Annotated in this window: 17 protein-coding genes and 1 tRNA gene; 2 read left to right on the plus strand and 16 right to left on the minus strand. The window is 46.4% G+C overall.

From position 1 onward, the window contains the following. Positions 1-2: 2 nt before the first annotated feature. From hemC to MHI48_RS24285, 14 genes are all read right to left on the minus strand, one after another. Positions 3-959: a hydroxymethylbilane synthase gene (gene hemC / locus MHI48_RS24220; RefSeq protein ID WP_405142027.1), complete on the minus strand. Its 957-nt coding sequence runs from the start codon at positions 957-959 to the stop codon at positions 3-5. A gap of 2 nt (positions 960-961) precedes the next feature. Then, complete coding sequence (locus MHI48_RS24225; RefSeq protein ID WP_405142029.1) at positions 962-1,612, minus strand: bifunctional precorrin-2 dehydrogenase/sirohydrochlorin ferrochelatase; 651 nt, start codon at positions 1,610-1,612, stop codon at positions 962-964. A 5-nt stretch (positions 1,613-1,617) separates the two neighbouring features. Beyond that, complete coding sequence (gene ccsA, locus MHI48_RS24230) at positions 1,618-2,445, minus strand: cytochrome c biogenesis protein CcsA (RefSeq protein WP_036605894.1); 828 nt, start codon at positions 2,443-2,445, stop codon at positions 1,618-1,620. A 14-nt stretch (positions 2,446-2,459) separates the two neighbouring features. Further along, complete coding sequence (gene hemA / locus MHI48_RS24235) at positions 2,460-3,845, minus strand: glutamyl-tRNA reductase (protein WP_036605893.1); 1,386 nt, start codon at positions 3,843-3,845, stop codon at positions 2,460-2,462. A gap of 345 nt (positions 3,846-4,190) precedes the next feature. Further along, positions 4,191-4,592 carry an adenosylmethionine decarboxylase gene (gene speD / locus MHI48_RS24240; protein WP_047841191.1) on the minus strand — a complete coding sequence of 134 codons (402 nt, stop codon included), beginning with the start codon at positions 4,590-4,592 and terminating at the stop codon, positions 4,191-4,193. Between the two features lie 335 nt (positions 4,593-4,927). Continuing rightward, positions 4,928-5,515, minus strand: coding sequence for a hypothetical protein (locus MHI48_RS24245; RefSeq protein WP_036605891.1), 588 nt, complete (start codon positions 5,513-5,515; stop codon positions 4,928-4,930). 267 nt (positions 5,516-5,782) lie between these two features. Then, the gene (gene yihA, locus MHI48_RS24250; RefSeq protein WP_036605890.1) at positions 5,783-6,439 is read right to left on the minus strand and encodes a ribosome biogenesis GTP-binding protein YihA/YsxC; all 657 of its coding nucleotides are present in this window, start codon (positions 6,437-6,439) and stop codon (positions 5,783-5,785) included. 156 nt (positions 6,440-6,595) lie between these two features. Beyond that, on the minus strand, positions 6,596-8,935 hold the full coding sequence (gene lon, locus MHI48_RS24255; protein WP_036605889.1) for an endopeptidase La: 2,340 nt from the start codon (positions 8,933-8,935) through the stop codon (positions 6,596-6,598). An 86-nt stretch (positions 8,936-9,021) separates the two neighbouring features. Further along, positions 9,022-10,776 carry an ATP-dependent protease LonB gene (gene lonB / locus MHI48_RS24260; protein ID WP_036605888.1) on the minus strand — a complete coding sequence of 585 codons (1,755 nt, stop codon included), beginning with the start codon at positions 10,774-10,776 and terminating at the stop codon, positions 9,022-9,024. A 167-nt stretch (positions 10,777-10,943) separates the two neighbouring features. Beyond that, on the minus strand, positions 10,944-12,041 hold the full coding sequence (gene ispG / locus MHI48_RS24265; RefSeq protein WP_017692591.1) for a flavodoxin-dependent (E)-4-hydroxy-3-methylbut-2-enyl-diphosphate synthase: 1,098 nt from the start codon (positions 12,039-12,041) through the stop codon (positions 10,944-10,946). A gap of 120 nt (positions 12,042-12,161) precedes the next feature. Continuing rightward, entirely contained in the window at positions 12,162-13,415 is a 1,254-nt protein-coding gene (clpX, locus tag MHI48_RS24270) for an ATP-dependent protease ATP-binding subunit ClpX (protein ID WP_036605887.1), read from the minus strand. 12 nt (positions 13,416-13,427) lie between these two features. Beyond that, a complete protein-coding gene (gene clpP, locus MHI48_RS24275) occupies positions 13,428-14,018 on the minus strand; it encodes an ATP-dependent Clp endopeptidase proteolytic subunit ClpP (protein WP_036605886.1) in 591 nt (196 codons plus the stop codon). A gap of 379 nt (positions 14,019-14,397) precedes the next feature. Next, complete coding sequence (gene tig, locus MHI48_RS24280; RefSeq protein ID WP_076329940.1) at positions 14,398-15,738, minus strand: trigger factor; 1,341 nt, start codon at positions 15,736-15,738, stop codon at positions 14,398-14,400. Positions 15,739-15,876: 138 nt separating this feature from the next. After that, on the minus strand, positions 15,877-16,857 hold the full coding sequence (locus MHI48_RS24285; RefSeq protein WP_405142036.1) for a hypothetical protein: 981 nt from the start codon (positions 16,855-16,857) through the stop codon (positions 15,877-15,879). Between the two features lie 189 nt (positions 16,858-17,046). Between MHI48_RS24285 and MHI48_RS24290 the strand changes: the two genes are divergently transcribed. After that, positions 17,047-17,120 (plus strand) — tRNA-Arg (locus MHI48_RS24290). Positions 17,121-17,851: 731 nt separating this feature from the next. On the opposite strand, the gene MHI48_RS24295 is transcribed toward MHI48_RS24290, so the two are convergent. Further along, on the minus strand, positions 17,852-18,970 hold the full coding sequence (locus tag MHI48_RS24295) for an IS110 family transposase (protein WP_076327767.1): 1,119 nt from the start codon (positions 18,968-18,970) through the stop codon (positions 17,852-17,854). A 315-nt stretch (positions 18,971-19,285) separates the two neighbouring features. Between MHI48_RS24295 and MHI48_RS24300 the strand changes: the two genes are divergently transcribed. Then, positions 19,286-20,515 carry an MFS transporter gene (locus MHI48_RS24300; protein WP_036605884.1) on the plus strand — a complete coding sequence of 410 codons (1,230 nt, stop codon included), beginning with the start codon at positions 19,286-19,288 and terminating at the stop codon, positions 20,513-20,515. Positions 20,516-20,642: 127 nt separating this feature from the next. Here MHI48_RS24300 and MHI48_RS24305 read toward each other — a convergent pair whose 3' ends face one another. Then, positions 20,643-24,602: a S8 family serine peptidase gene (locus MHI48_RS24305; RefSeq protein WP_076329063.1), complete on the minus strand. Its 3,960-nt coding sequence runs from the start codon at positions 24,600-24,602 to the stop codon at positions 20,643-20,645. Positions 24,603-24,746: the final 144 nt, after the last annotated feature.

Consider the following 24,746-nt stretch of genomic DNA (forward strand, 5'->3'; position numbering starts at 1 on the left):
CTTCATCCCCTAACTTCTGCCAGTATCTGCTCTGCTCCCCGTTCGATCAATCTCCACGCCACTTCTTCACCCAGACGAACCGGGTCCTTGCCGATCATGGCTTCCTTAAGAATCAGTCCACCATCCGGCGTGCCGACCATACCTGTTAATTGTAACGTGTTTTCACCATTCAGGGAATCTGCATCTTGCTGAGGCACCCACACCGCATGAGCACCGATCGGAACCTGGCAGCCCCCATTCAATACACTGAGAAAACGGCGTTCCGCCTGTACAGGAAATGCTGTCTCGGGGTCGTTATACAGCTGCAGCAAGTGCAACAGTTCCTCATCGTCTTCACGACATTCGATACCAAGCGCGCCTTGACCCACTGCCGGAAGGCAAGCTGTTTCCGTCAGGTACTCTGTGATCCGGTCTTCCCAGCCCATACGATACAATCCTGCAGCTGCCAGAATAATCGCATCGAATCCTTCAGTCTCCAGCTTCCGCAGACGGGAATCAATATTGCCGCGAATCGATTCCAATTGCAAATCTGGACGATAGGCCTTTAATTGACTCGACCGGCGCAGACTGCTTGTTCCGACTCTAGCTCCTTCTGGCAGTTTATCCAGAGTAAGTCCACCATTGGAGATCAGCGCATCCCGTGGATCTGCACGACGGGGAATAGCACCATTGATTAATCCTTCGGGTAACTCGGAAGGCATATCCTTCATACTATGCACAGCCATATCAATCGTACGATCAAGCATCGCCTGTTCAATCTCTTTGACAAACAGACCTTTGCCGCCCACTTTTGACAACGTTACATCCAGAATGAGATCTCCCTTGGTAACAATCTTATGTACTTCAAAGTCAAAAGCTAATCCTTCCCGCTCACAAATATCGCGTAAATCCTGAATGACATGACCTGTCTGGGTTAGCGCAAGCGCGCTCTGTCTACTTCCAACTTTAATTGTACGCATATCTACACTTCCTCCTGATTACGGGATATCCAGTCCCCGATTTCTTCTTCGGTCCACCACCGAAAATGGCCTGTACGAATATCTTCTAATATGTTCATTTCAGTTAATTGCCGAAGCAACGTACTCCTGAGACTTGAAGAAGATACGCGTGACTTCACCTCAGTCCTCATCTGGTGCAAAAACTCAAGGTACGTCTCATACTCATCACCGAACTGTCGTTCGAGTGTGGCACGTATCTCCGCTGCTGCTGCCGGTCCCGCTCCTGCTGTGGATATCGCTATGCTTAATCTCCCACGCCTTACCACGCTTGGCGTAATAAAGCTGCTGTGCTCCGAAGACATTGCGTTATTCACCAATATGCCCGCAGCCCCCGCATCCCGAACCACAGTTGAATTGACCTCTGAATGGTCAGTCGCTGCATATACGAGAAAGGCCCCCCGCAAATCTCCATTGCGGTAGGACCGGTCTATCCATTGAATTCGGGATTCATGATGCAGTTGTTTTAATATGGGAGTAAGCTCCGGACTAATGACCGTAATCTGTGCCTCAGCATGTAGTAATCCCTTAATTTTACGTTCGGCAACACGTCCACCACCAACCACGCAGCATTTCTTGCCTGAAGTATTCAGAAATATCGGCGTGTAACGGTCCATCCCCTTCACTCTCCCGTCCAACGATGAAACGCTGAATACGCATTGGATAAAAAACTTATAATGACAAATCCGTACCCAATCAGTGTCCATCTTGCCATGATAATTGTAGAGAACTGTTTCCTTCTCTTGGATACGAAGTACCCCACATAGATGGCTATAGCAAGACCTGTCGCAATAACTTTGAGATCCAAGAGTAGAATCCAGCGTCTTTCCGCCACAATAGATAATACGGCAAGCATCACAGAAACACCAAGGAGCGGTGTACCTATGAAATTAGCACCATCCATGTATTTGCCGATCACTTCCAGGCTTGGCATCCGTCGCATCGTATCATTCCACTTTTTTTTCTTCAACTTACGGTGCAGGAACAGATATAACATGGCAAATACCGTAGCAACGGTTAACGCTGCAAAACCAAGATTCGCCAAGGTAATATGCATAATGAGTAATCCATGTACCGTTTGCCAGTTATGCAGTGATATCTCTCCGGCCGTAAACCACAGTCGGTTTAATACCGTAACGGAAAAACCTACAACATTCAGCAACAAAATCACAAATTCGGAACGCTGGATGCGAGTCATGACAAGAGACATCAGCACAATACTGAATGAAAATATAAACAAAAAATCAAAGGTGGTATAGATGGGGAAATGGCCTTCAGTCCACATGCGCAATATGACATGCGTTACCTGCAATCCCCAAACAACGACAAGAAACCCTGTGCCTGTCCGCTTCGCCCCCGCATTGCGTCGAATGCAGTCCGAGAAATAGAACAGTAGGCTCAGGGCATACATATAGATTAGAGCTTCATAAACTTGTTCAGCAAGGGTCAAGCTGCCCACCCGCCTTATACGCCTGCCGGAGCATAAGCCGGCACGGGGTCTTGCCGGTTTTCGTTAAGGTGAGCGGCTGGTTTCGCCAGAGCTGTAGCATCACTCTGACTCACTTTTTCAGCGGCCATCTCTACTGCATCTTCCAGAGCGAAAATCTGAGTAAACATGCGCAGAGCTTCATCACCTTGCTTCGTGCCTGCCATTTCCTTAATCCGATTAATCGGATCTGTCGTCATTTGGTTCACAATACTCTTGGTCAAACGACGAATGACTTTACGTTGATGTTCATCCAGCTCAGGCAGCTTATTAAACAGGCTATCCATCGTTTCTTCATGAATGGAGACACCTTTTTCCTGCAAAGCGCGAATAACGGGACGAACACCTAACGTTTTGAGCCAATGGTAATAATCCTCCATCTCAAGCTCAATCATTCTCTCAATTTTGGCAGCTTCCACCTTACGCATCTCCAGATTGCTCTCCACGATTCCTTCCAGATCATCAATGTCATAGAGAAATACGTTGGATAATTCACCAATCGCCGGATCAATATCCCGTGGAACCGCAATATCAATCAGGAACAATGGACGAGATTGACGACGCTTCATGCTCTCTCGTACCACTGCTGCATCCATGACATAACGTTCAGCTCCAGTCGAACTAATCACAATATCAACTTCATTCAGTCGATCTAGTGCCTGTTCCATGGTACAAGGTGTCCCCCGGAACTTGGCTGCCAATTCTTCAGCTCTTGCGAGCGTGCGATTCGCCACGATGACCTCGGATGCCCCGTTGGCATAGAGATGTTTCACGGTTAGTTCACTCATCTTGCCGGCACCCAAAATGAGCACCTTCTTGTCTGTGAACATGCCAAAAATCCTCTTACCGAGTTCAACAGCAGCATAACTGACAGATACGGCGCTCTCCCCGATGGAAGTCTCCGAATGTGCCCGTTTGCCCAGCGTAACAGCCTGTTTGAACAGCATATTAAACCAGGTACCTGTTGATTTCTCTTCTTGCGCTTTAAGAAAAGCCTGTTTCACCTGTCCAAGAATCTGAGTCTCACCAATGACCATGGAATCTAGTCCGCAGATGACGCGGAACAAATGGCGCATGGCTTGATCATCTTCATATATATATAAGTGTTGCGTAAATTCTTCCCGTGGTACGTTAAACCATTGTTCCATGAATGTTCGAATAAAATAACCACACATGTGAAGACGGTCCACCACAACATACAACTCGGTACGGTTACATGTGGCTACGATTACACCTTCCAATACACTCTTGGTCAGCTTGAGCTGCTGCAGCGCTTCAGACAAATCCTTTTCTGCAAATGTGAATCGTTCCCTAACCTCTACAGGCGCCGTGCGATAATTCAAACCAACGACAACGATGTGCATTGCAAGTTCACCTGCCTAATAAATTTCCAATCAAAGTGCTTACTGCATATGTCTATCCATTTATGATTGACAAGGTTAATTATATCACACATCATAGCCATGACCGGGTCATTTTTATGAAATGTTTATGAAATCACCATGTTCATCATCATATGCACTGTCATTTATTGTAGTGTCTCACCAAAGTTCACCGTTATGCGTTAAAAAGTGTCGATTATGAATATTCATAACGATACGCATATTAAAACAAATAGCCATGGAATTATTCCATGACTATTAGAGTTTGGGAGGTTATGTGTCCATCCCGATATGTGAACATTTGTGTGTATGCAATATACTTTTTATTTAAACCCGTTCAATCTGGTTGTTCATGTCTGGTGTTTCAACTTGCAATTCGCCCAAACCACGTACCAACTTCTTTGCATACGTTTTTTCAGGCTTTAATACGGATACCAGGTAGTCAATAGCAAGCTGTGGGTCTACAGTCTCCCCACAAGTGTAACAATCAATCGCTGCAAAACCTCTCTCAGGATACGTATGAATGGAGAGATGGCTCTCAGACAATAGTACAAGTACGGTCGCTCCCTGTGGATCAAACTGCTTGGACTGTACGGACATCACTGTCGCACCACATGCCTCCGCTGCTTCAACCATTTGGGCTTCCAGATACTCTGCATTGTTCAGTAGATTAAAGTCGACACCCCAAGTATCAACAGCAACGTGTCTTCCGAAAGTTGAATATTCCATCCTTCGGTTCCCCCTTCCTAGGAATAAAATGTTTGAAAAATTTCATCCGCTAGGACCTACGTCATTCACTTCCCGAGGGAAAAATCTCTCGCAACATATAATGTCCTGAGTGAATCCTGGTTCCTATATTGTTTTCAACGAGATTAAAAATAACATTGAATCAGAGTGAAATCAACCCTTTTCCAGAAGATTGTAAAATAAATATTTCCAATTCGGAATATTCGATCTCACATCAAAAAATCCCCCTGAAACCTCCACATTGGCGAGTGCCACTGCACGGAAGATACAAGGGAATTCATTATATACATATACGTTTATAAACATACAATTTAAAGCTAATAAGCTTCAAGCTCAAACAACCGTTTTTGATGACGAGCAAGGGTCTCATCAATCTGATGGAGCTGATCAGCAGTCGCATCTTTTCTAGTGTCCAGTAGTGAATCGATCTCGGCATACACACGGTTGATTTCGCGTTCTACATCTCTGGCCTGGAACAGATGTTGCAATTCAAGTAACGTATTTTTGTATTCATAGATCACTCGGGTGTTCTCCCCGGTCTTCTCCACAATTTTGCGGACAGTGCCTTGAGCATAAACATACGTCATGGTGAACCCTTTATAGATCCGATGAACGACCCCGTCACCCTTAAAAGTCACAAAGAGCTTCCGGACAACGTTGGTCAGATGCAGATTCACCAGGCGGCAAGATAACTCACAGATATAAAACCCTTCTATGCGGTCAAAAGGGAAATGCACTTCTTCTCCACTTACATCCCCCAGCACAACCTCCTGACAACCATTGTCCAACACCTTAACCCGGTGATGAAGCCTGCCGTCTTCTGTCATGCGCAAAAACTGATGCATCTGGGGTTCTGACAATTTCATAGTGGCCTTAACGTACTCTGTGGCTAACCGCTGAGCCATACAAATCCCTCAATTCTTTCCCGATTGTTTTGTCTTCCTGCACATGTAGCAGTCATCTCAAAATTCTTCAGGCCGGCATGGCCGGTAATTTTGGTACTGTTGGCAATATGCACCTATGCTCATTATACACTACCCTAACGTTATTTTTCTCCAGACCCAGATGATGAATTGTCACGAAATTCCTTAAAAAACCGGATTAATCTGGATCTCATTAAAGATTCATTTAGCATGCTCACTTTCCTGCACTAAAACGGTATACTATCTCGGTTATCCGTTAATTCCGTTGGTTTCTTCCTCATCAGAAGCACCCTCTGCATCCAGCACTGGTGCATACTTATCTATGCGGGCATGGCGGGTAATGATGTCCCATAACTCTTCTTTCCCCAATCCCTCTTCGGATGAAAACGGCACAAACAAATCCCCTGAACGAAGACCCAGTGATTCCTTAATGACTTTGATATATTTGGCTCTGCGGGTTTTTGGAATCTTGTCCATCTTGGTTGCTACGACAACCAAAGGCAGTCCATTATGACGAAGCCATTCGTTCATCATCTTGTCCTCCTTGGACGGTTCATGTCTCATATCCACCATCTGCATGACCAGTTTCAATTCCTCGCGTCCCAACAAGTATTTCTCCATCATTTTTCCCCAGGCAAAGCGTTGCTCTTTGGAAACTTTAGCGTACCCATATCCCGGGAAATCGACGAAGTAGAGATCCTGATTAATTTTATAATAGTTGAGTTGCTGTGTCTTACCCGGTGTAGAGCTCGTCCGAGCCAAATTTTTACGATTGATCAATCGGTTGATCAGGGAAGATTTCCCCACATTGGAGCGTCCCGCCAAAGCAATCTCTGGCAGACCGTCCTCGGGGTATTGTTCAGGCCGAACGGCACTGATAATAAATTCAGATTGATTTACTTTCATATTGTATCTTTCCTCTCTTGAAAACCTGTGCTATGCATCACCTGTTGAAGGTATTATGCCATGGATTGTTCTATCATACCAAAAAAACCGTTCCAGCGGACGCCGAAGCCTCCGCAGAACGGTCTAATCTTCATACGAACCTTTCGGATACGTGGATTACAGGTGAATTCCTGTCTGCTCAACAAGTGCATGCTGCAATACCTGATCCATATGGGCTACAGGGACAAACTCCACATCTTCCTTGATGCTGTCTGGAATGTCACGCAGGTCCCGTTCGTTATCCTTAGGCAATAATATTTTTTTATAGCCGGCACGATGGGCTGCCAGTGATTTCTCTTTCAGACCACCAATCGGCAACACACGTCCACGCAGTGTTATTTCACCAGTCATCGCGATATCCTTGGACACATGTTTGTTCGTCAAGGCTGAGATTAACGCTGTTGCCATCGTAATCCCGGCAGATGGACCATCCTTCGGAATCGCTCCTTCCGGAACGTGGATATGGATATCGTTTTTCTCATGGAAGTCAGGCGAAATTCCTAGCTGTGTAGCTTTGGAACGGGTGTAACTGAATGCGGCTTGTGCCGATTCCTTCATGACATCCCCCAGTTTACCTGTGAGAGTCAATTTACCTGTTCCAGGCACAACAGTCACTTCAATGATAAGGGTATCTCCACCCACTTCAGTCCACGCCAGACCCGTTACGGTACCAATCTGATCTTCCAGTTCGGCCATACCATAACGGAACTTGCCAGGTCCAAGGTAGTCTTTGATCTCATCGGATGAGATGTTAATCTGACCTTCCACACCCGATACGATGTTCTTGGCAGCTTTCCGGCACAACGAAGCCATCTGCTGTTCCAGATTACGCACACCTGACTCCCGTGTATATTCACGAATTACACGCAACAACGCGTCATCCGGGATTTCCAATTGCTCTTCTTCCAAACCATGGTCCTGCTTCTGTTTGGGCAACAAATAGTTTTTCGCAATTTGTTGCTTCTCCAGTTCCGTATAACCAGGGATGTTGAGCATTTCCATCCGATCCAGCAATGGACGCGGAATATTGTGTACCGTGTTGGCAGTTGTTATAAACATAACGTTGGATAAGTCAAACGGCAATTCTACAAAATGATCACTAAACGTATTATTTTGTTCCGGATCAAGTACCTCAAGTAACGCTGCGGAAGGATCTCCGCGGAAGTCTGAAGCCATCTTATCAATCTCGTCCAGCAGGAATACCGGATTAAGTGACCCTGCCGTTTTCATCCCCTGGATGATACGCCCAGGCATAGCCCCTACATAGGTGCGCCGATGACCACGAATCTCGGCTTCATCCCGCACGCCGCCAAGAGATATTCTTACAAATTCCCGACCCAGCGATCTAGCAATCGAACGAGCAAGTGATGTTTTACCGACCCCTGGAGGTCCGACCAGACAGAGAATTGGCCCTTTGAGCTTCTTGACGAGCTTCTGGACAGCCAGATATTCAAGCACACGTTCTTTCGGCTTTTCCAGTCCGTAATGATCTGCATTGAGCACATCTTCCGCTTTTTGGATATCCAGATCATCCGCTGTCATCTGACTCCAAGGAAGGCCAAGCAGCCAATCCACGTAGTTGCGAATGACTCCGCCCTCGGCTGAACTTGCAGGCATTTTCTCCAGTCGATCAATTTCTTTCTCGACCTTTTCTTTCACCTTGTCCGGCAAGCCGAGTTCTTCCATCTGAGTGCGAAGTTCCTCGACCTCACCCGCACGGCCTTCTTTTTCACCCAGTTCTTTCTGGATCGCTTTCATCTGCTCGCGCAAATAATATTCCTTCTGCGTTTTCTCCATCTGTTTCTTCACACGTTGGCTGATCTTGCGTTCAAGCTCCAGCACTTCGCGCTCATTGTTCAGGATATCCAGCAATTTCTCCAGACGTTCCCGAACGTCGATGGTCTCCAGAATTTCCTGTTTATCCTTGATCTTCAAGGACAGGTGACTCGTGATGACATCGGCCAGACGCCCTGGTTCTTCGATGTCAGACACCGCTGCGAGTGTCTCTGGTGTCACTTTTTTGGACAGATTAATATAATTCTCGAACTGGTTCAGAACGGTACGCATCAAGGCATCCGTCTCCGGATGGGTATTCTCCTCTTCAGGCAGCTCTTTAGCCAGTACTTCATAATATTCCTCGTTGTCCGTATATTCAATAATTTCAGCCCGTTCCAAGCCTTCAACGAGTACACGAATCGTACCGTTCGGAAGCTTCAGCATCTGTCTGACCTTGGCCACGGTTCCGATTCTGAAAATGTCCTCTTGTGTTGGTTCTTCAATATTTACTTCGGCTTGGGAACATAGGAGAATCAGATGTTCTTCTACCATCGCTTTTTCTAAAGCCTTGACCGATTTCTCCCGGCCCACATCGAGATGCAGTACCATACTCGGGTAGACGAGAAGTCCTCTTAAAGGCAGTAAAGGAAAACGACGACCTTTCGCTTTGCTCGGTCCCATCGCTTTCGCACCTCCAATGGCTCTCAGGTTGTAGTCATTCATTATTCTATCAAATGTTCACATAAAAAACCAATGAAGGGAAGCGCTTAGCAGCTTCCCGAATCTGTAACCTGTCCTGGACGAGGCACGTCCGCACGCAAATAGGAAGCGGATGCCGGTGGAAAAATCTCCGGTGCAGGTGCAACTGTCTCCTCTGCAAGCTTCGTTTGTTCCATTTGTTGTGATTCCGGAACCCAGGCGAACACTTCACGGAATACGTCCTGTACCGTATCTACCGGGATAACGCGCAAGCCATCCAGATTCTCAAAAATGGACTGCCAGTTCTCCGCGGGAATAATAACGGTCTTCGCTCCTGCCTGAAATGCAGCCTCGACCTTGGCCAGCACGCCACCGATAGGTTTAACCCGACCATGAATACTGATCTCGCCAGTCATCGCTGTCTCATGATCCACAGGACGCCTCTGAATGGCTGATGTAATGGCAGTCGCCATGGCGATCCCGGCGGATGGACCATCAATAGGCGTCCCACCTGGGAAATTCACGTGTAAATCGTAATCATTCGGACGAATACCCATGGCTTTTAATACGGTTAACACATTTTCAACCGAGCCTTTGGCCATACTTTTTCGCCGGAGTGTACGCGAACCGCCTCCAATCTCTTCTTCATCCACAACGCCTGTAATGTTGATTCGGCCTTGATCTTTAAGAGCCGGAACAGCAGACACTTCGATCTCCAAAATGGTTCCCATATTCGGTCCGTATACCGCCAAGCCGTTAACAAAACCCACCTGCGGCTGTGTAGGGACCTTCCGATCAGGCCGTGGCTGAATCTGACTGCTACCCGCCACCCACTCCACATCGGACGCCTGAAGCGTCTCACGCTTCTCTGTCAGCGCAAGTCCAGCAGCCAGCTGGATGATATTGACCGCTTCACGTCCATTGGTTGCATATCGCTTGACCACATCAACGGCATCCGGACATGGACTGAACCCTATTTTCTGAACAGCATCCTCTGCAATTCGCCCAATCTCCTCAGGCAACAGAGGACGGAAATAAACTTCCATACAGCGGGAACGCAGAGCTGGTGGCAGTTCATGAGGCGAACGTGTCGTTGCTCCAACAAGGCGGAAATCGGCCGGCAGGCCATTTTGAAAAATATCGTGGATATAAGCAGGAGTATGCGTGTCTTCCGAGTTATAGTACGCACTCTCCAAAAACACCTTGCGATCCTCCAACACTTTCAACAGCTTATTCATCTGAATCGAATGTAATTCACCAATCTCATCAATAAAAAGCATTCCCCCATGCGCTTTCGTGACAGCGCCCGGTTTCGGTTGGGGAATACCTGCAACGCCCATGGCTCCTGCTCCCTGATATATCGGATCGTGGACCGAACCAATTAAGGGGTCCGCAATACCACGCTCATCAAAACGGGCTGTTGTTGCATCCAGCTCCGTGAATTTCGCGTCTGGCTTGAAAGGCGATGTTGGATTCTTCTTAGCCTCTTCCAAAACGACCCTTGCGGCAGCTGTCTTCCCGACTCCGGGAGGGCCATAAATGATAACATGTTGCGGATTAGCACTGCACAAAGCAGCTTTAAGGGCACGCAGCCCGTCTTTTTGCCCAACAATATCGTTAATGGTAGCTGGACGCGTCTTCTCCGACAACGGCTTGGTGAGTGAGATCGAACGCAGCTTGCGCAGCTTCTCCAGTTCCTTGCGAGATTCACGCTCAACGGCACTGCGGTTTGTTTTCTGGCCACGCAGCAGGTTCCAGAAATACAAACCAATCACCACTCCAAAAAATAACTGAATCAACATGATGACCATACCAAATTCCATGTCTTCACATCCTCCTATTTTGTCGCTATTCTCATATGAGATCATGCTAATACTTGGTAGTATAGCCTTTTCAACGCGACGTAAACGGGCGATGCGGAATTTGTATGCGAGAAAATAAAAAGCCCGCCATCGCTGGCGAGCTTTTGCTGTAACAAGATATGAATCAATCAGTGCGAACGACCAGGAATAACACCTGTCTCTTCATAGGCTTCGACGATTTTGTCGATCTCTTTTTTTAATTCCTCAACCATGATTTCTTCAGGCACTTTACGAATCATCTTACCATGACGGAACAAGAGACCTTCTCCACGAGCACCGGCTATGCCGATATCCGCTTCTTTGGCCTCACCTGGACCATTAACCGCACAACCCAACACCGATACTTTAATCGGCACCTTCAGTTTGGAGATATACTCTTCCACTTCGTTGGCAATGGAGAACAGGTCGATATCCAAACGTCCACACGTTGGGCAGGAGATCAATGTGGCTGCATTTGTAATGAGTCCAAATGTTTTGAGCAGATCACGAGCAACCTTGATTTCTTCTACCGGGTCCGCACTCAGTGAGATGCGCATCGTTGAACCAATACCCATGGACAATAGAGCTCCCATACCTGCGGAGCTTTTGATCGTACCGGAGAACAGTGTACCTGCTTCGGTAATCCCGAGATGCAACGGATACGGAATGATTTGAGCTGCTTTGGTATACGCCTCAATCGCCATCGGCACATCCGATGCTTTGAGAGACACGATGATATCATGGAAATCAAGCTCTTCCAAAATACCAATGTGATACAATGCACTTTCTACCATAGCATCTGCCGTAGGATACCCATACTTCTCAAGGAGATGGTTTTCCAAAGACCCCGCATTTACTCCAATCCGAATCGGAATGCCGCGGTCTTTACAAGCCTTAACCACTTCTTCCACTTTGGCACGTTTACCGATGTTACCTGGATTAATCCGAACTTTATCAATGCCGTTCTCAATCGCAAGTAAAGCCAGCTTATAGTTGAAATGAATATCCGCTACGAGCGGTATATTAATGCGTTTTTTGATTTCCTTGATGGCTGCGGCAGCTTCCTCATTATTCACCGTTACACGTACCACTTGACAACCCGCTTCTTCCAGTCGCAGAATCTCTGCAACCGTTGCTTCAACGTCTGCCGTTTTGGTTGTACACATACTTTGGATAATGACTTCGTTACTGCCACCGATCGTTACGTTTCCCACTTTCACGGGACGTGTATCCTGTCTTAAATACATGAGTGATTTCTCTCCCCACAACGTCAAAGCTCCACCCTGACAGAGACATGAATTCGCCTTCTGCCAAAGTGGAGAACTGACAAGTCTATATTTCAGAGTTCAACGGGATTCAGGCCTTTATTAGGCGCTCTCTTCCTGCTTATCGTCCTTCGATTGGCTTAGTTCAGGCACGACTCTTTTCTCAACAACTTCTTCGGTAATGACACAGTTCGTAACATCTTCACGTGAAGGCACTTCATACATGATTTCCAGCATGATACCTTCAATGATGGCACGCAATCCACGTGCACCTGTGTTACGTTTAATTGCTTCTTTTGCAATCGCGAGCAATGCAGCTGGTTCAAATACCAGATTCACATTGTCCAGCTCAAGCAGTTTTTGGTACTGTTTGGTAAGCGCGTTTTTTGGTTCGGAAAGAATCCGTACCAGCGTATCTTCATCCAGTGGCTCCAAAGTGGAGATGACTGGCAGACGGCCTACAAATTCCGGAATCAGACCAAATTTCAGCAAATCTTCCGGCAATACCATACCCAGGTATTCACCTGGTTTCAGATCTTTTTGCTCAGAAACGGTATTAAAGCCAATGACTTTTTTACCGATCCGGCGTTTGATCATTTGCTCCAGACCATCAAAGGCACCGCCGCAAATGAACAGGATGTTTGTTGTATCGATCTGAATGAATTCTTGATGAGGGTGTTTGCGACCACCTTGTGGTGGTACAGAAGCCACAGTTCCTTCAAGAATTTTCAAGAGAGCCTGTTGCACACCTTCGCCCGATACATCACGAGTAATGGATGGGTTTTCGGATTTACGCGCTACTTTATCAATCTCATCGATATAAATAATGCCACGCTCTGCTTTTTCCACATCATAATCAGCAGCTTGAATCAGTTTGAGCAGGATGTTCTCTACATCCTCACCCACATAACCCGCTTCTGTTAATGACGTAGCATCCGCAATAGCAAAAGGAACATTCAAAATTTTTGCCATCGTTTGCGCAAGCAACGTTTTACCAGAACCTGTTGGTCCTAACAGCAAAATGTTACTCTTTGACAATTCAACGTCTTCAATTTTGCTTTGTGTGTTGATCCGTTTGTAGTGATTATACACCGCAACAGACAATGATTTTTTCGCTTGTTCCTGCCCAATAACATATTGATCCAGAATATTACGAATTTCTTTTGGTTTCGGAATATCTTTCAGGTCTACTTCTTCATCATGACCAAGTTCTTCCTCAACGATTTCGGTGCAAAGTTCGATACATTCATCACAGATGTACACGCCTGGTCCAGCGACCAACTTGCGTACCTGCTCCTGAGATTTACCGCAAAAAGAGCATTTCAATTGCCCTTTCTCATCGTTAAATTTAAACATGAAACCACCCCTTTAGGAATTGATCGGTCTACTGAGCACCTGGTCAATAATGCCGTACGTCTTAGCTTCTTCAGCGCTCATGAAGAAGTCACGGTCGGTATCCCGCTCAATTTTCTCAAGAGGCTGACCCGTACGATCGACGTATATTTGATTCAGTTTCTGACGTGTTTTAATAATCCATTCTGCGTGTATCTTAATATCCGCAGCCTGTCCTTGAATGCCGCCAAGCGGCTGATGAATCATTACTTCGCTGTTTGTCAGCGCATATCTCTTGCCAGGTGCACCGGCTGTCAGCAATAACGAGCCCATGCTTGCTGCCATCCCTACGCAAATGGTAGATACATCCGGCTTGATAAATTGCATCGTATCGTATATACCCATCCCTGCGGTGACAGAACCACCAGGTGAGTTAATGTACAAGCTGATATCCTTCTCAGGATCGTCGGCTGCCAAAAACAAAAGCTGTGCTATGACAAGATTGGCTACATCGTCATCAATCGCACTGGTTAGAAAGATAATGCGATCTTTCAGCAAACGTGAATATATATCGTAAGACCGCTCGCCTCGATTGGTTTGTTCTATAACCATTGGCACCAGACTCATGAGACCAACCTCTTTTCTACATGTAATTAGACATAGGCCACCTGTAAAGCAAACCCAAATTCATTCTAACACTTTCCTGTGACAATGTCATTTTTCACAAGAGGGGTGAGACATCAATTTGTTTACTTTTTTAGCCTGATCATATTTAACCATGTTTTCTATGTATGTGCAAATTGAAGCCATCCTATGCCGTCTTGCCGTTTTTTATTTGCATGAAGTACATAGCTATGTAAAAAGTGTACGCGGATCAATAAAATTAGTGTTCATCCATATAATTACTTCATTTTCTATAAAATGGATGTCATAATTTAAAAATAAGGCACGCAATAATTCACGTGCCTTATCGTTTATTCAACTGACAAGTTGATAACAGCTTGTCTTATTTTTCGTCAGCTTCTGCAACAACTTCTTCAGCTGGAGCTTCAACCGGTTCAACAACTGTGCTGTTCTCAAGGAGAACGTCAATCGTTTTACGCAGTTTAACTTCATCGCGAAGGCTGTCCAAGGAACCATTACCTTCGAGGATGCCACGGATCTCATCAGCAGGACGCTTGTAAGATTCAGCCATTTTCTCGAGTTCTTGATTCACTTCTTCGTCAGATACTTCAATGTTTTCCGCTTTACCTACAGCTTCAAGCACCAGGTTGTTGCGAACACGTTTGGAAGCATCTTCTTGCATTTGCCCTCTCAGGTCAGCTTGAGTCTGGCCAGAGAAGCTCAGGAACATTTCAAGGTTCATACCTTGGTTACGCAGACGGTTGTCGAAATCACGCATCATGTTTTGTACTTCGCTCTCTACCATTGCAGAAGGAATGTCCACTTCAGCGTTCTCAGCCACTTTTTCTACAACTGCATTTTCTTGAGCAGCTTTGGCTTCGTCAGCTTTACGGGATTCCAATTGTGTTTTCAGATCAGCTTTGTACTCTTCAAGTGTGTCGAATTCGCTAACATCTTTAGCAAACTCATCATCCAATGCAGGAAGTTGTTTGCGTTTGATTTCGTGAATTTTCACTTTGAATACCGCTTGTTTGCCAGCAAGTTCTGCTGCATGGTAGCTCTCCGGGAAAGTCACTTCTACGTCTTTGAAGTCGCCTGTGGACAGACCCACAACTTGTTCTTCAAATCCAGGAATGAATGTGTTGGAACCCAGTTCCAGGGAATAACGCTCAGCTTGTCCACCTTCGAAAGGTACACCATCAACGGAACCGTCGAAGTCGATTACTGCAACGTCGCCGTTAGCAGCGGAACCTTCGTCAATTACAACGAGTTCAGCGTGACGTTGTTGAAGACGCTCAAGTTCTTCAGTCACTTCTGCGTCAGTTACTTCACCTTTTGCTACAGCAACTTCGATTCCTTTGTACTCACCAAGAGTAACTTCAGGTTTCACAGTTACTTTTGCTTTGAACTTGAATGTTTGTCCTTTAGCGAATTGTTCAACATCTACGTCAGGACGATCAACCGGGAAGATATCCGTTTGGTCGATTGCTTCTGTATAAGCTTCAGGAAGCAAAATGTCGATTGCTTCTTGATAAAGGCTCTCTACACCAAAACGTGCTTCGAAAATGGAACGTGGTACTTTACCTTTACGGAATCCAGGTACGTTTGCTTGTTTAACCACTTTATTAAAAGCTTTGTCGAGTGCTGCAGTTACACGATCTGCATCCACTTCAACCTCAAGAACCCCAAGGTTCTTCTCTATCTTTTCCCAAGTTGCTTTCATTGTATACTTTCCCCTCCAAAATTCACATGTTCACGTAGGCAATCACGTACAAAATAACCATTTTAGTATAAACAAGATTAGATTCTTTTTCAAGGGGAATCCCTTGATACAGTTTAAGGAAAACGTTTCCGGCCTCGATTAACCATCCAAACCGGCAGATACAAACTGTTTCATAGAACGATAAGCCTGTTCCAGTCGAAAGCGCATCGCGCCTGTCACAGCATACATTGAGCGGGTATTTTCCTCATCATGCGAACCACCCAGACTGTCTGCAACGGTCATATGTAGAGCTGCTGCCCATATATCTGTCATGGAATCATTTTCTTCCAGCATCGATACATAATCACGGGTTCCATACACCGCCATGACATATTGTATCCACAGTTCCTGGGCAAAATAAAAGAGCGTAGGTTCATGAACCTCCGTCTGATCTGCCACTCGTTCCAGAATCTGAACGATTTGGAGCGGGAATTCCTCTGGTCTAAGAGGCACGGTGTCGATCTCGACTTCAACCTGCTCTTCGCCTCTCGTAAACAGGATCATACCTTGAACACCTCGTCGACGCAAGGTTTGCAACACCCGAAATTGAAGCAGAGGGTGAAGCGACTTATCTTTTAACCAACTCGTAAGTGCCTCGTCAATCTTCGGTAGGTCAAGATAGGCCAGCTGCTCCAAAGCCAGCATCGTCTGTTCAGACAGCGGCTCCTCCATTACTGTGCGAAGCATCTTATCTGCATAACCATCATCCTGTTCAAGCTTCATTCGGGCATGCTGCCGTGCCATGTCTTCCTCACTAATCTCTTCTTCCTCTTCTCGTTCTTCAAGAATGGCAGGCGAGGTTTCTTCATATTGAGGAAACGCAGCCTGAAGCCATTCGAGCAGAGCCCGCCATTCATCATAGTGGCGCTCTTCCTGGCCCTGACATTGCAGCAAAAAGTGAAGCAATTTCATCGCTTCACCATACCGTTCATTTTCAAGCATAACTGTCAATTGAATCTGGTAATAGTCCAGCGTCTTAGGAAACAGCACAATATTGTTGTTATGCTCGGTTTCCGGGGTCGTGGATTCCTTAATGGGAGCACCTCCTCTATATCCTGAATCTCCAGTCGGAATCAACATAAATAGATGTATATATTAAAACGATTGATGATCTATTTTCTGAGTTCTCCTGATATTCTAACATAACCTTAAATATAATGAAAAAAACGTTACTGCCGCCAAATATCATATACGAAAAATAGTTTAAAATAAAATGCTTGATATTCCTGTATGCATATGATAAAATCAATTTTGCTTGAAAAAATTCATGTCTCAGTAGCTCAGCTGGATAGAGCAACGCCCTTCTAAGGCGTCGGTCGGGGGTTCGAATCCCTCCTGGGACGTATTAAAAGAAGCTTCCTTCGGGAAGCTTTTTTTGCGTTCTGGGGATGAGAACCCCAACAGTTCGTCGGAGCATTCGCTTCGTTAGCACCACTTCGCAGTCTCGACTGCAAGGAGAGTACCCCTCCTGGGACGTATTAAAAAGAAACTTCCTTCGGGAAGTTTTTTTGCGTTCTAGGGATGAGAACCCCAACAGTTCGTCGGAGCATTCGCTTCGTTACATGCTCTATGTCGCTGTATTGGAGCGCCCACATTTGATCACTCTAGCAACACGTTGAAGTATCGATATTCTAACGAACATAGGACACTTTATTTGCTCCAAATTCAGCATTGTGGAATTCTAACGAATCTGAGAGAGCTTATTTCGCCATTCCGGGGTGTTAACTCACTTATCTGCACTTCATAGCCTGATTAACGTTGCTGAGGTTAGCTGCTATGAACGTTTTTGTCAAGCCCATCACAAAATGCTGCTTTTCGCCGAAGCCCTAAGCGCGGGAGTCCATATGCGAGCGACGGTTGGCACGCTGCTATCCGTGGGTTGGTTACCACATGGTATGCCTTCGTCAAGGAGAGCTGTTACAAGCTAGCCACGCACGTTCAGCCCATTAAAAGCCTAGTGCAAACGAACCTCGCACATTCTCTCCTGAACCTTCCATGAACTCCCGGGCTTAGGGCTCCGGGGTTTTCCCCTTTTTCCGTTTAAACCATCCGTCTCTTCAAGATGAATAACAGATTACTGAGCGTTCGGTAGCTCCAACGTTCGGGCGATCGCCCAAATGAACCCGGTCAGTTCCCTGGCCACCGCGGTGACCGCGACATTTTTGTGTTTGTTTAATCCATAAACTAAACGACGGAATTTTCGGTGCAGCCGTTCCTGGGCTTTCCAGGAAATGAGCTGTATGTCCGCAGGCAGACCTTCCAAACGGCGGGCCAAATCCCCTTTAATCGCAGGCTGATGGCGGTAACTCCATGCCGATTCAATCAAGGTGCGACGCAATCGTCCATTTCCCGCTTTGGTGAGCGAGCCTCGTTGGGTACGGACTCCAGACGAATGCTCACGCGGAACTAGGCCTAAGTAAGCCATGAGCTGAGCAGGAGAACGGAACCGGGCAAAGGAACCGATCTCCGCAGCAAGCGTGACGGCCGTGAGAAATCCAATGCCACGCAGAGACTGTAAAATCTGAATCAAATCGGCTTTGGAACTGGTCGCTGCCTCTTCAATCAAGGCTTTTTCCAGTCGACCGATGCGTTGCTCGATCTCGTCCATGGCATGAAGGTACTCCGTAAACGCAATCTGCATAGGCGCATTCGGGAAGGTCAGTTGTCCAAGCCATACGCGATATTTTTTCGTCCAGCGACGTTTGATTTGTTCAGGCGGATGGATCTGGTGACGCAATAAAAATTTGAGCACGCGTTGACGAGCCCGGTGAGCATCTTCTTTTGCCGATTCGCGTGCCCGAACCAATTCACGAAGCGCCTCATCTTCACGTGCTGGAACGTAAATCGGCGTAAGCTCGCCTGCACGGAACAGACGTGCCAGTTGCTCGGCATCCCGTCGATCGGTTTTCACGTGATCGCCGGAGCGTTTGGGGATGAGTGAAGGAGCAATGACGACACAATGGGCCCCCATGGATTCGATCCAGCGGTAGGTTTCGTATCCTGTAGGACCGGCCTCATAACAAAACGAGAGGGAGCTTGCCGGACCCAACTCTTTGATGAGTTTGCGTAAGGCAGCAGGCGCATGAGCAATGGTACCGTAATACCGCGGCTTGTCTTTACCCTCGTCAGCAATAGCGACAGAAATTTTTTCTTTGGATACATCTAAACCAATGAATTTTGTGGTAGACTTCATAGGGATAGCTCTCCTTTGCTGTGTAGCTCTGAAATGGTGGTCTTCTTACTGTCCATTTTAACCTACGATGTGCAGCAATATGGAGGGCTATTTTTTGCGGTTACGTTCATCATAGCTAGAATCTGAAAATAGCGGTTTTACCCATTATAAGACCACGTGGATTCGTTAGAGTTCACAGGGTAGTCAAGGCACCCATTGTCGATTGGGTGTTTTTTCATTTCATTGCTCAATATTGACATAGAATGTTATGCTTACCGAGTGGATAATGTAACAATCCATACATATTAACTTCTTAGGAAACAGGAGATTTTATCAATGTCATCTTCAATACAGCAACACTCATCTATCCATACTGAGGAAGAACATTCTTCGACATCCAAAAGATTCGGCCTGTTATTAGCAGGCATTATCGTCATAGCAGCTACCATGAGGTCACCAATTACCGCAACCGGACCTGTAGTGGAGATGATTCGCTCAGATACAGGTATCGGCCATACAATGGTCGGGCTTCTGACCTCACTTCCTTTGCTCGCCTTTGCAGCAGTCTCTCCTTTTGCACCACGTCTTGCCAAGCGGTTAGGACTCGAATCTGCTCTGCTATTGGCTGTTATGATTGTAACCATTGGGGTGGCATTACGCTTGTTGCCTTCCGTTCTCTCTTTATATGCAGGAACCGCAATTTTGGGGTGCGGCATTGCATTAAGCAACGTGCTTTTGCCAAGTTTGATCAAACGTGATTTCCCATTGCGGGTAGGTATCGTCACCGGATTATACTCTGTATCCATGAATATATTTGGCGCCATCGCCTCAGGTGTGAGTGTGCCCGTAGCAGGAGCCACATCTATGGGTTGGCGTGCTTCGTTAGGCATGTGGGCCTTGTTGTCCATATTGGCGCTTCTCTTGTGGCTCCCCCAGATCGCCGCAGGACGTCAGCGAATGTTATTCATAGCCACACAGAGTGAAGGGACACCTGTACGTCTACGGACCTCTTCCCTGGCCTGGTTCATTACTTTATTTATGGGTCTTCAATCTCTAATATTCTATACAACGATTACCTGGCTTCCCGAGATTCTCGCTGAGCAAGGATTCAGCCCCACCTCAGCAGGGTGGATGCTCTCCCTGATGCAGATGGTTAGTGTACCAGCTACCTTTATCGTTCCAATCCTCGCCGGCCGAACGCGAGATCAGCGTGTTCTAACCGCGATAACGTGCTCTTCTTTAATTGTTGGGTATGCTTTATTGTTAAGTGGCATTGCTTCGCTCGTTACCATTGGTGTCACGTTGGCAGGAATAGGCGCTGGAGCTTCATTTGGCATGGTAACGATGTTCTTCGTCCTTCGCACAAAAGATGCCAGACAAGCTGCCAGCCTGTCCGGTATGGCCCAATCCTTCGGATATATGCTGGCCGCAGTTGGACCTCTACTGTTCGGTATGCTTCATGACTGGACAAAAGGATGGACCCTGCCGTTGCTAATACAGGTCATTCTGGCCATCGCTTTGTTAATCGCAGGGATTCAAGCCAGCAAAAATAGGATGATCGGTTAGTCATATAATTCATTTATAAAAAAACAAAACGGCCCCCATCCTGCAAATCAGGATGGAGGCCGTTTATGCATAGAACAATTCCTTCATTAATTGAATCCATTTTAATTAATTTCTATGAGGAATGAACTTACTTCACTTTTACCTTAATCGTGTCTGTGCTGGTAACTCCGGCTGCGTTAATTAACTCTGCCCGATACGTATACGTGCCCGATGCTTTCCCGGACAGTGTAGTCACAGCACTTTGCGCATAAGGTGTAGCCGAACGGAGTTCTTGCGTATCGATCAACTTATCATTTTCATAGAGACGATACTCTGTAGCGTTGGTCCCCCACCACAGGTTCATAGACACCTTATAATTGCCATCGCCATCCCAGTTATCGTGAGAAAGAACCGCTTTGCCTGGCGTTGCGTTGGTAACCTGAACAGTCAACGTCTGACTACGCGTTGTTCCCTTGTCGTTGGTCAGCTCAGCCACGTACGTATACGTGCCGTTGGCTTTGCCCGTGATCTTCGTCTGAGCAACCTGCGCCCAAGGCGCGTTGTAAGTCAACTTCTGCGTATCTACCAAAACCCCGTCCTCATATAACTTGTAGCTAGTTGCGTTCTCACCCCACCACAGGTTCATTGTAACGATATACGCGCCCTCTGGCAGGCCGTTGCCTACCCAGTTATTGTGAGACAATACAGGCGTACCTGGGGCCTTGGTTGCCGGAGTTTCAGGTTCGGTCTCCACGGCTTCCAATTTCAGTGCCGTATTGGTTGTGCCCGAAAGCCCCTGTTGGTCTTTTACGGTAAGTTCAACAGCATACTCACCCGCTACAATTCCCTCCAAAGGAAGGCTGAAGCTGCCATCAGCTTGTACTTCAAAGACTCCTTCTTTATAAACCGATCCATCCTCTTTTTTCACAACATACGTTGCTTCCAGGGAAGCTGCCGGATCAAACGTGATGTCCCATCCGCTGGCAAGCGCAGGAGCTACACGGAAGTACAAATCTTCCACGCTACCATTAAGGACAGCAGACTCATCCTCTTTGAACTCCAACGCTTCTGGTGCAGTTACAGCCGGAGCTGTCTTTTTCACCAAAAATGGCGAAGTGTCTTCCTTATAGGTTTTGCCGTCCGTACCAATAGTAGTGATGTCTACCGTATATAAACCATCCGGAATCTCAGTCACTTCATCGGTTGTGTAATCTGCATATGAGCCGTCCCAAGCAAGGTTGTATCTTGCATTGGCATTGAAGTTAAAATAGTTACCAAAGATGGAGCCGATATAACCATCTTGATAATATCCACCTTCCGGATTAAGACCATCATAGATCTCAATCAGGGCAAATGTCATCGGATTATAGAATTCCATCGCAACATTCAGCGTATCCAACGTACCATCAGCCTTCAATGGATAGTGGAATGGATTTTTCTCAGTCCCTTTTACGGTTTCAATATACTTAACTCCACTCAACGTAACGTTGAAATGAGCAACATATGGAACAGTAAAAGTATTGGTTCCGTTTGAGAACTCAATGTATCCTTGTGCTTCTGTAGTCGCAGTAACCCCTCGTGGTACGGTGATTGTTACTGCAAGTTCTTCCTCACCATTCAGTGTGAAGGAACTCTTGTCTACCGCAACGGATACACCAGCAACATTACGAGTTGGATTCACATTTACGGTGTAATCCCCGCCACTACCATTCAGCGCTTCAACTTTAATCGTTTTGGTAATCGTCTTTTCATCTGTGCTCAGGAAATTACCGTAGTTGATACTTCCGGTGATATTCTCCTTTTCAACAACAGAGCCACTTTCTGTGTATTGAGTTACATCAAGCACTTTGACAAAAGCCGCAGGATCAATGGTATTAACAGCCTGAATACGGCCAGCACCTTGATCAAATACATCAAACTTGGTTGTATCCAGCACCTTACTATTGTTCATCAGTGCAACTTTGATATCAAATGGTGTCCATTCCGGATGTTTCTCGATCAGCAAAGCAATCAAACCTGCTACATGAGGTGTAGCCATACTTGTACCTGATTTACGATCATAAGCTTGTGCGTAATCTGCGTCTGGCTCATCCTTGCCGTAGGCAGGAATCGTAGACAAAATGCTTGTACCTGGTGCAACAATATCCGGTTTGATGTCCAGTGTTACCTTTGCAGGTCCACGTGAACTGGATGAACTCATTTCATCGCCCGGAGTTTGCGAACGTTCAAAATCACTAAAGCTCACTTCAACGGCTTGGCCTGCGTCCAGCTCAGCCTTGATCACATCTCCATCTTCCTTGGACATGCTCAGTGTTGGAATAAGTTCAAAGTTATCTCCCAGACTTACACCGATTGGACCGGGAATGTTGTTATATACAATAACAGCCAAGGCTCCGGCTGCTTTAGCATTGGCGATTTTCTCTACAAATGCGATTTCACCACGCTGTATTAATGCCACTTTACCTGTAAAATCCTTACCTTCAAAATCAGTTGGCTTACCCAGTGCTGCATATTCAAGCTCATATTTCCCTGTCAAAACAGTTTCAGGGTCTGCCGACAGGCTCCATCCCATCAGATCCAGACGGTAAACCGACTCTGTAATAGCCAGTGGAGCTTCAGTCGGAGCAATTACAGACTCTTCTTCCACAGGAGCAGCTTCAGGAGAAGCTTCAACGGGTGCAGAAGGTGATGCAGATGGAGTATTTTCTTCTGTTGTAGCTTCTTCTACATTCAGATCTTCAGCTTCGTTAGAAACTGTGTCCTCCACAGCCGTTGCACTTTCCTCATCAGTAGTTGCAGGTACACCTTGCTCTGAAACTTCTGGTGCTTCTGTTCCAGGTGCCGTACCCAGTTCAGGAGATTGTTCAACCTCTGGCGCCGGTTGTTGTTCAGGTTGTGCCTCTTCGCCTTCCTCACCAATCCAGAAGTGAGTATCGGCTGTAATCAGCTGGCTAGGTCCTGTAGAGTTACCTACCGTAATGGCCATTGCAGACGCACCCGGAGAACCGAGTGTATAACGGTTAGGTCCACTGTTACCACTTGCCACAACCGCTGTCACACCAGACAACATCGCATTATTCAGGGCAACCGAAGTAATATAACTCGGGTCGTTGGCGGCGTTACCTAACGAGAGATTAATTACGTCCATGCCATCTTGAACAGAACGATCAATTCCGCCGAGTACCCATGAGGTTTGACCACTACCATACGGTCCAAGTACACGGTAAGCATAGATATCTGCTTCAGGAGCCACACCAACAATACCGTAGTCCCCTGCTTCGCGAGCAGCAATGGTACCCGCTACGTGTGTACCGTGAGATGTGTAATAGGGGCTTCCAAGCTCGTTAAGCTCAGGCTCGCCCGATCCTTTCCATTCTTGATATGTTGTTTCATACGGATCATTGTCGTTTCCAACAAAGTCCCATCCGCCTTTGTAAGCTTCCTGCAAATTAGGATGTTCATAGTCAATCCCAGTATCAATGACGCCGACTTTAATGCCATTTCCTTTGTAACCCAGATCCCATACTTCAGGTGCACCAATAAAAGGCGCTGTGTCTTTCATGTACGGGTTCACTTCATCTGTCTCGGGCGCTATTGTAACTTCAAGGTCTGGATATACGCTGACCACGCCAGGTATTTGAAGCAATTGTCCCACCTGGTTTCCTTTAAGCTCAATCGCTACACCATTCAGGGCATATGCATATTCTTCCAATACTTCATGTTTGATTTTCTTCTGAGTGAGGCTATGTACAAATGACTGTTGTTGTTGCTCAACTTGAGTCACAGCCTTTGTTTCCATAGAGGAGGTAAAAGATTTTCCGGAGAGGGTTGATTCACCTTGCGCTACTGCAACAGGTTTATTGGAAAGCTCAACGATCACTCGGGTGTTCTCTCCACCCAGACCTTCCAAGCTTTTATCCAAAAATGGATCTGCGGCAATTTTTGCTTCCCGTCCTGCAAGAATCTCTCTCCATTGTTTGGCTTCGGCTGTACTGGGTAAGTTGTCAAGCTGAATAACTGAATCTGCGGGAGCGGCTCCAGCCGCGGGGAGAATAATGGAAAAGACCATCAGAACACTTAATAACGTGGATATCAATCGTTTACTCAAGGCTTTGCCCCTCCTTTTAAATGTGAATACGTCACCAAATGATGGGTTCCTGCTGTGTTTGTGCGTACTGCAATACGCCTCCAATTTCACCGCCTATCTGCAAGAAGATTGACCCTTGGTAAATTATTCTATCAAAATACCACA

The organism is Paenibacillus sp. FSL H7-0942 (assembly GCF_045040715.1).
GTDB lineage: Bacteria > Bacillota > Bacilli > Paenibacillales > Paenibacillaceae > Paenibacillus > Paenibacillus amylolyticus.

Bases quoted from the DNA above. Each gene is read 5' to 3' on its own strand.
- ispG (WP_017692591.1), bottom strand. From the start codon at position 12,041: ATGTATTTAAGACAGGATACACGTCCCGTGAAAGTGGGAAACGTAACG.
- hemC (WP_405142027.1), bottom strand. From the start codon at position 959: ATGCGTACAATTAAAGTTGGAAGTAGACAGAGCGCGCTTGCGCTAACC.
- speD (WP_047841191.1), bottom strand. From the start codon at position 4,592: ATGGAATATTCAACTTTCGGAAGACACGTTGCTGTTGATACTTGGGGT.
- clpP (WP_036605886.1), bottom strand. From the start codon at position 14,018: ATGAGTCTGGTGCCAATGGTTATAGAACAAACCAATCGAGGCGAGCGG.
- yihA (WP_036605890.1), bottom strand. From the start codon at position 6,439: ATGAAAGTAAATCAATCTGAATTTATTATCAGTGCCGTTCGGCCTGAA.
- MHI48_RS24285 (WP_405142036.1), bottom strand. From the start codon at position 16,857: ATGTTGATTCCGACTGGAGATTCAGGATATAGAGGAGGTGCTCCCATT.
- lonB (WP_036605888.1), bottom strand. From the start codon at position 10,776: ATGGAATTTGGTATGGTCATCATGTTGATTCAGTTATTTTTTGGAGTG.
- tig (WP_076329940.1), bottom strand. From the start codon at position 15,738: ATGAAAGCAACTTGGGAAAAGATAGAGAAGAACCTTGGGGTTCTTGAG.
- MHI48_RS24295 (WP_076327767.1), bottom strand. From the start codon at position 18,970: ATGAAGTCTACCACAAAATTCATTGGTTTAGATGTATCCAAAGAAAAA.
- lon (WP_036605889.1), bottom strand. From the start codon at position 8,935: ATGGGACCGAGCAAAGCGAAAGGTCGTCGTTTTCCTTTACTGCCTTTA.
- MHI48_RS24300 (WP_036605884.1), top strand. From the start codon at position 19,286: ATGTCATCTTCAATACAGCAACACTCATCTATCCATACTGAGGAAGAA.
- MHI48_RS24225 (WP_405142029.1), bottom strand. From the start codon at position 1,612: ATGGACCGTTACACGCCGATATTTCTGAATACTTCAGGCAAGAAATGC.
- clpX (WP_036605887.1), bottom strand. From the start codon at position 13,415: ATGTTTAAATTTAACGATGAGAAAGGGCAATTGAAATGCTCTTTTTGC.
- hemA (WP_036605893.1), bottom strand. From the start codon at position 3,845: ATGCACATCGTTGTCGTTGGTTTGAATTATCGCACGGCGCCTGTAGAG.
- MHI48_RS24245 (WP_036605891.1), bottom strand. From the start codon at position 5,515: ATGGCTCAGCGGTTAGCCACAGAGTACGTTAAGGCCACTATGAAATTG.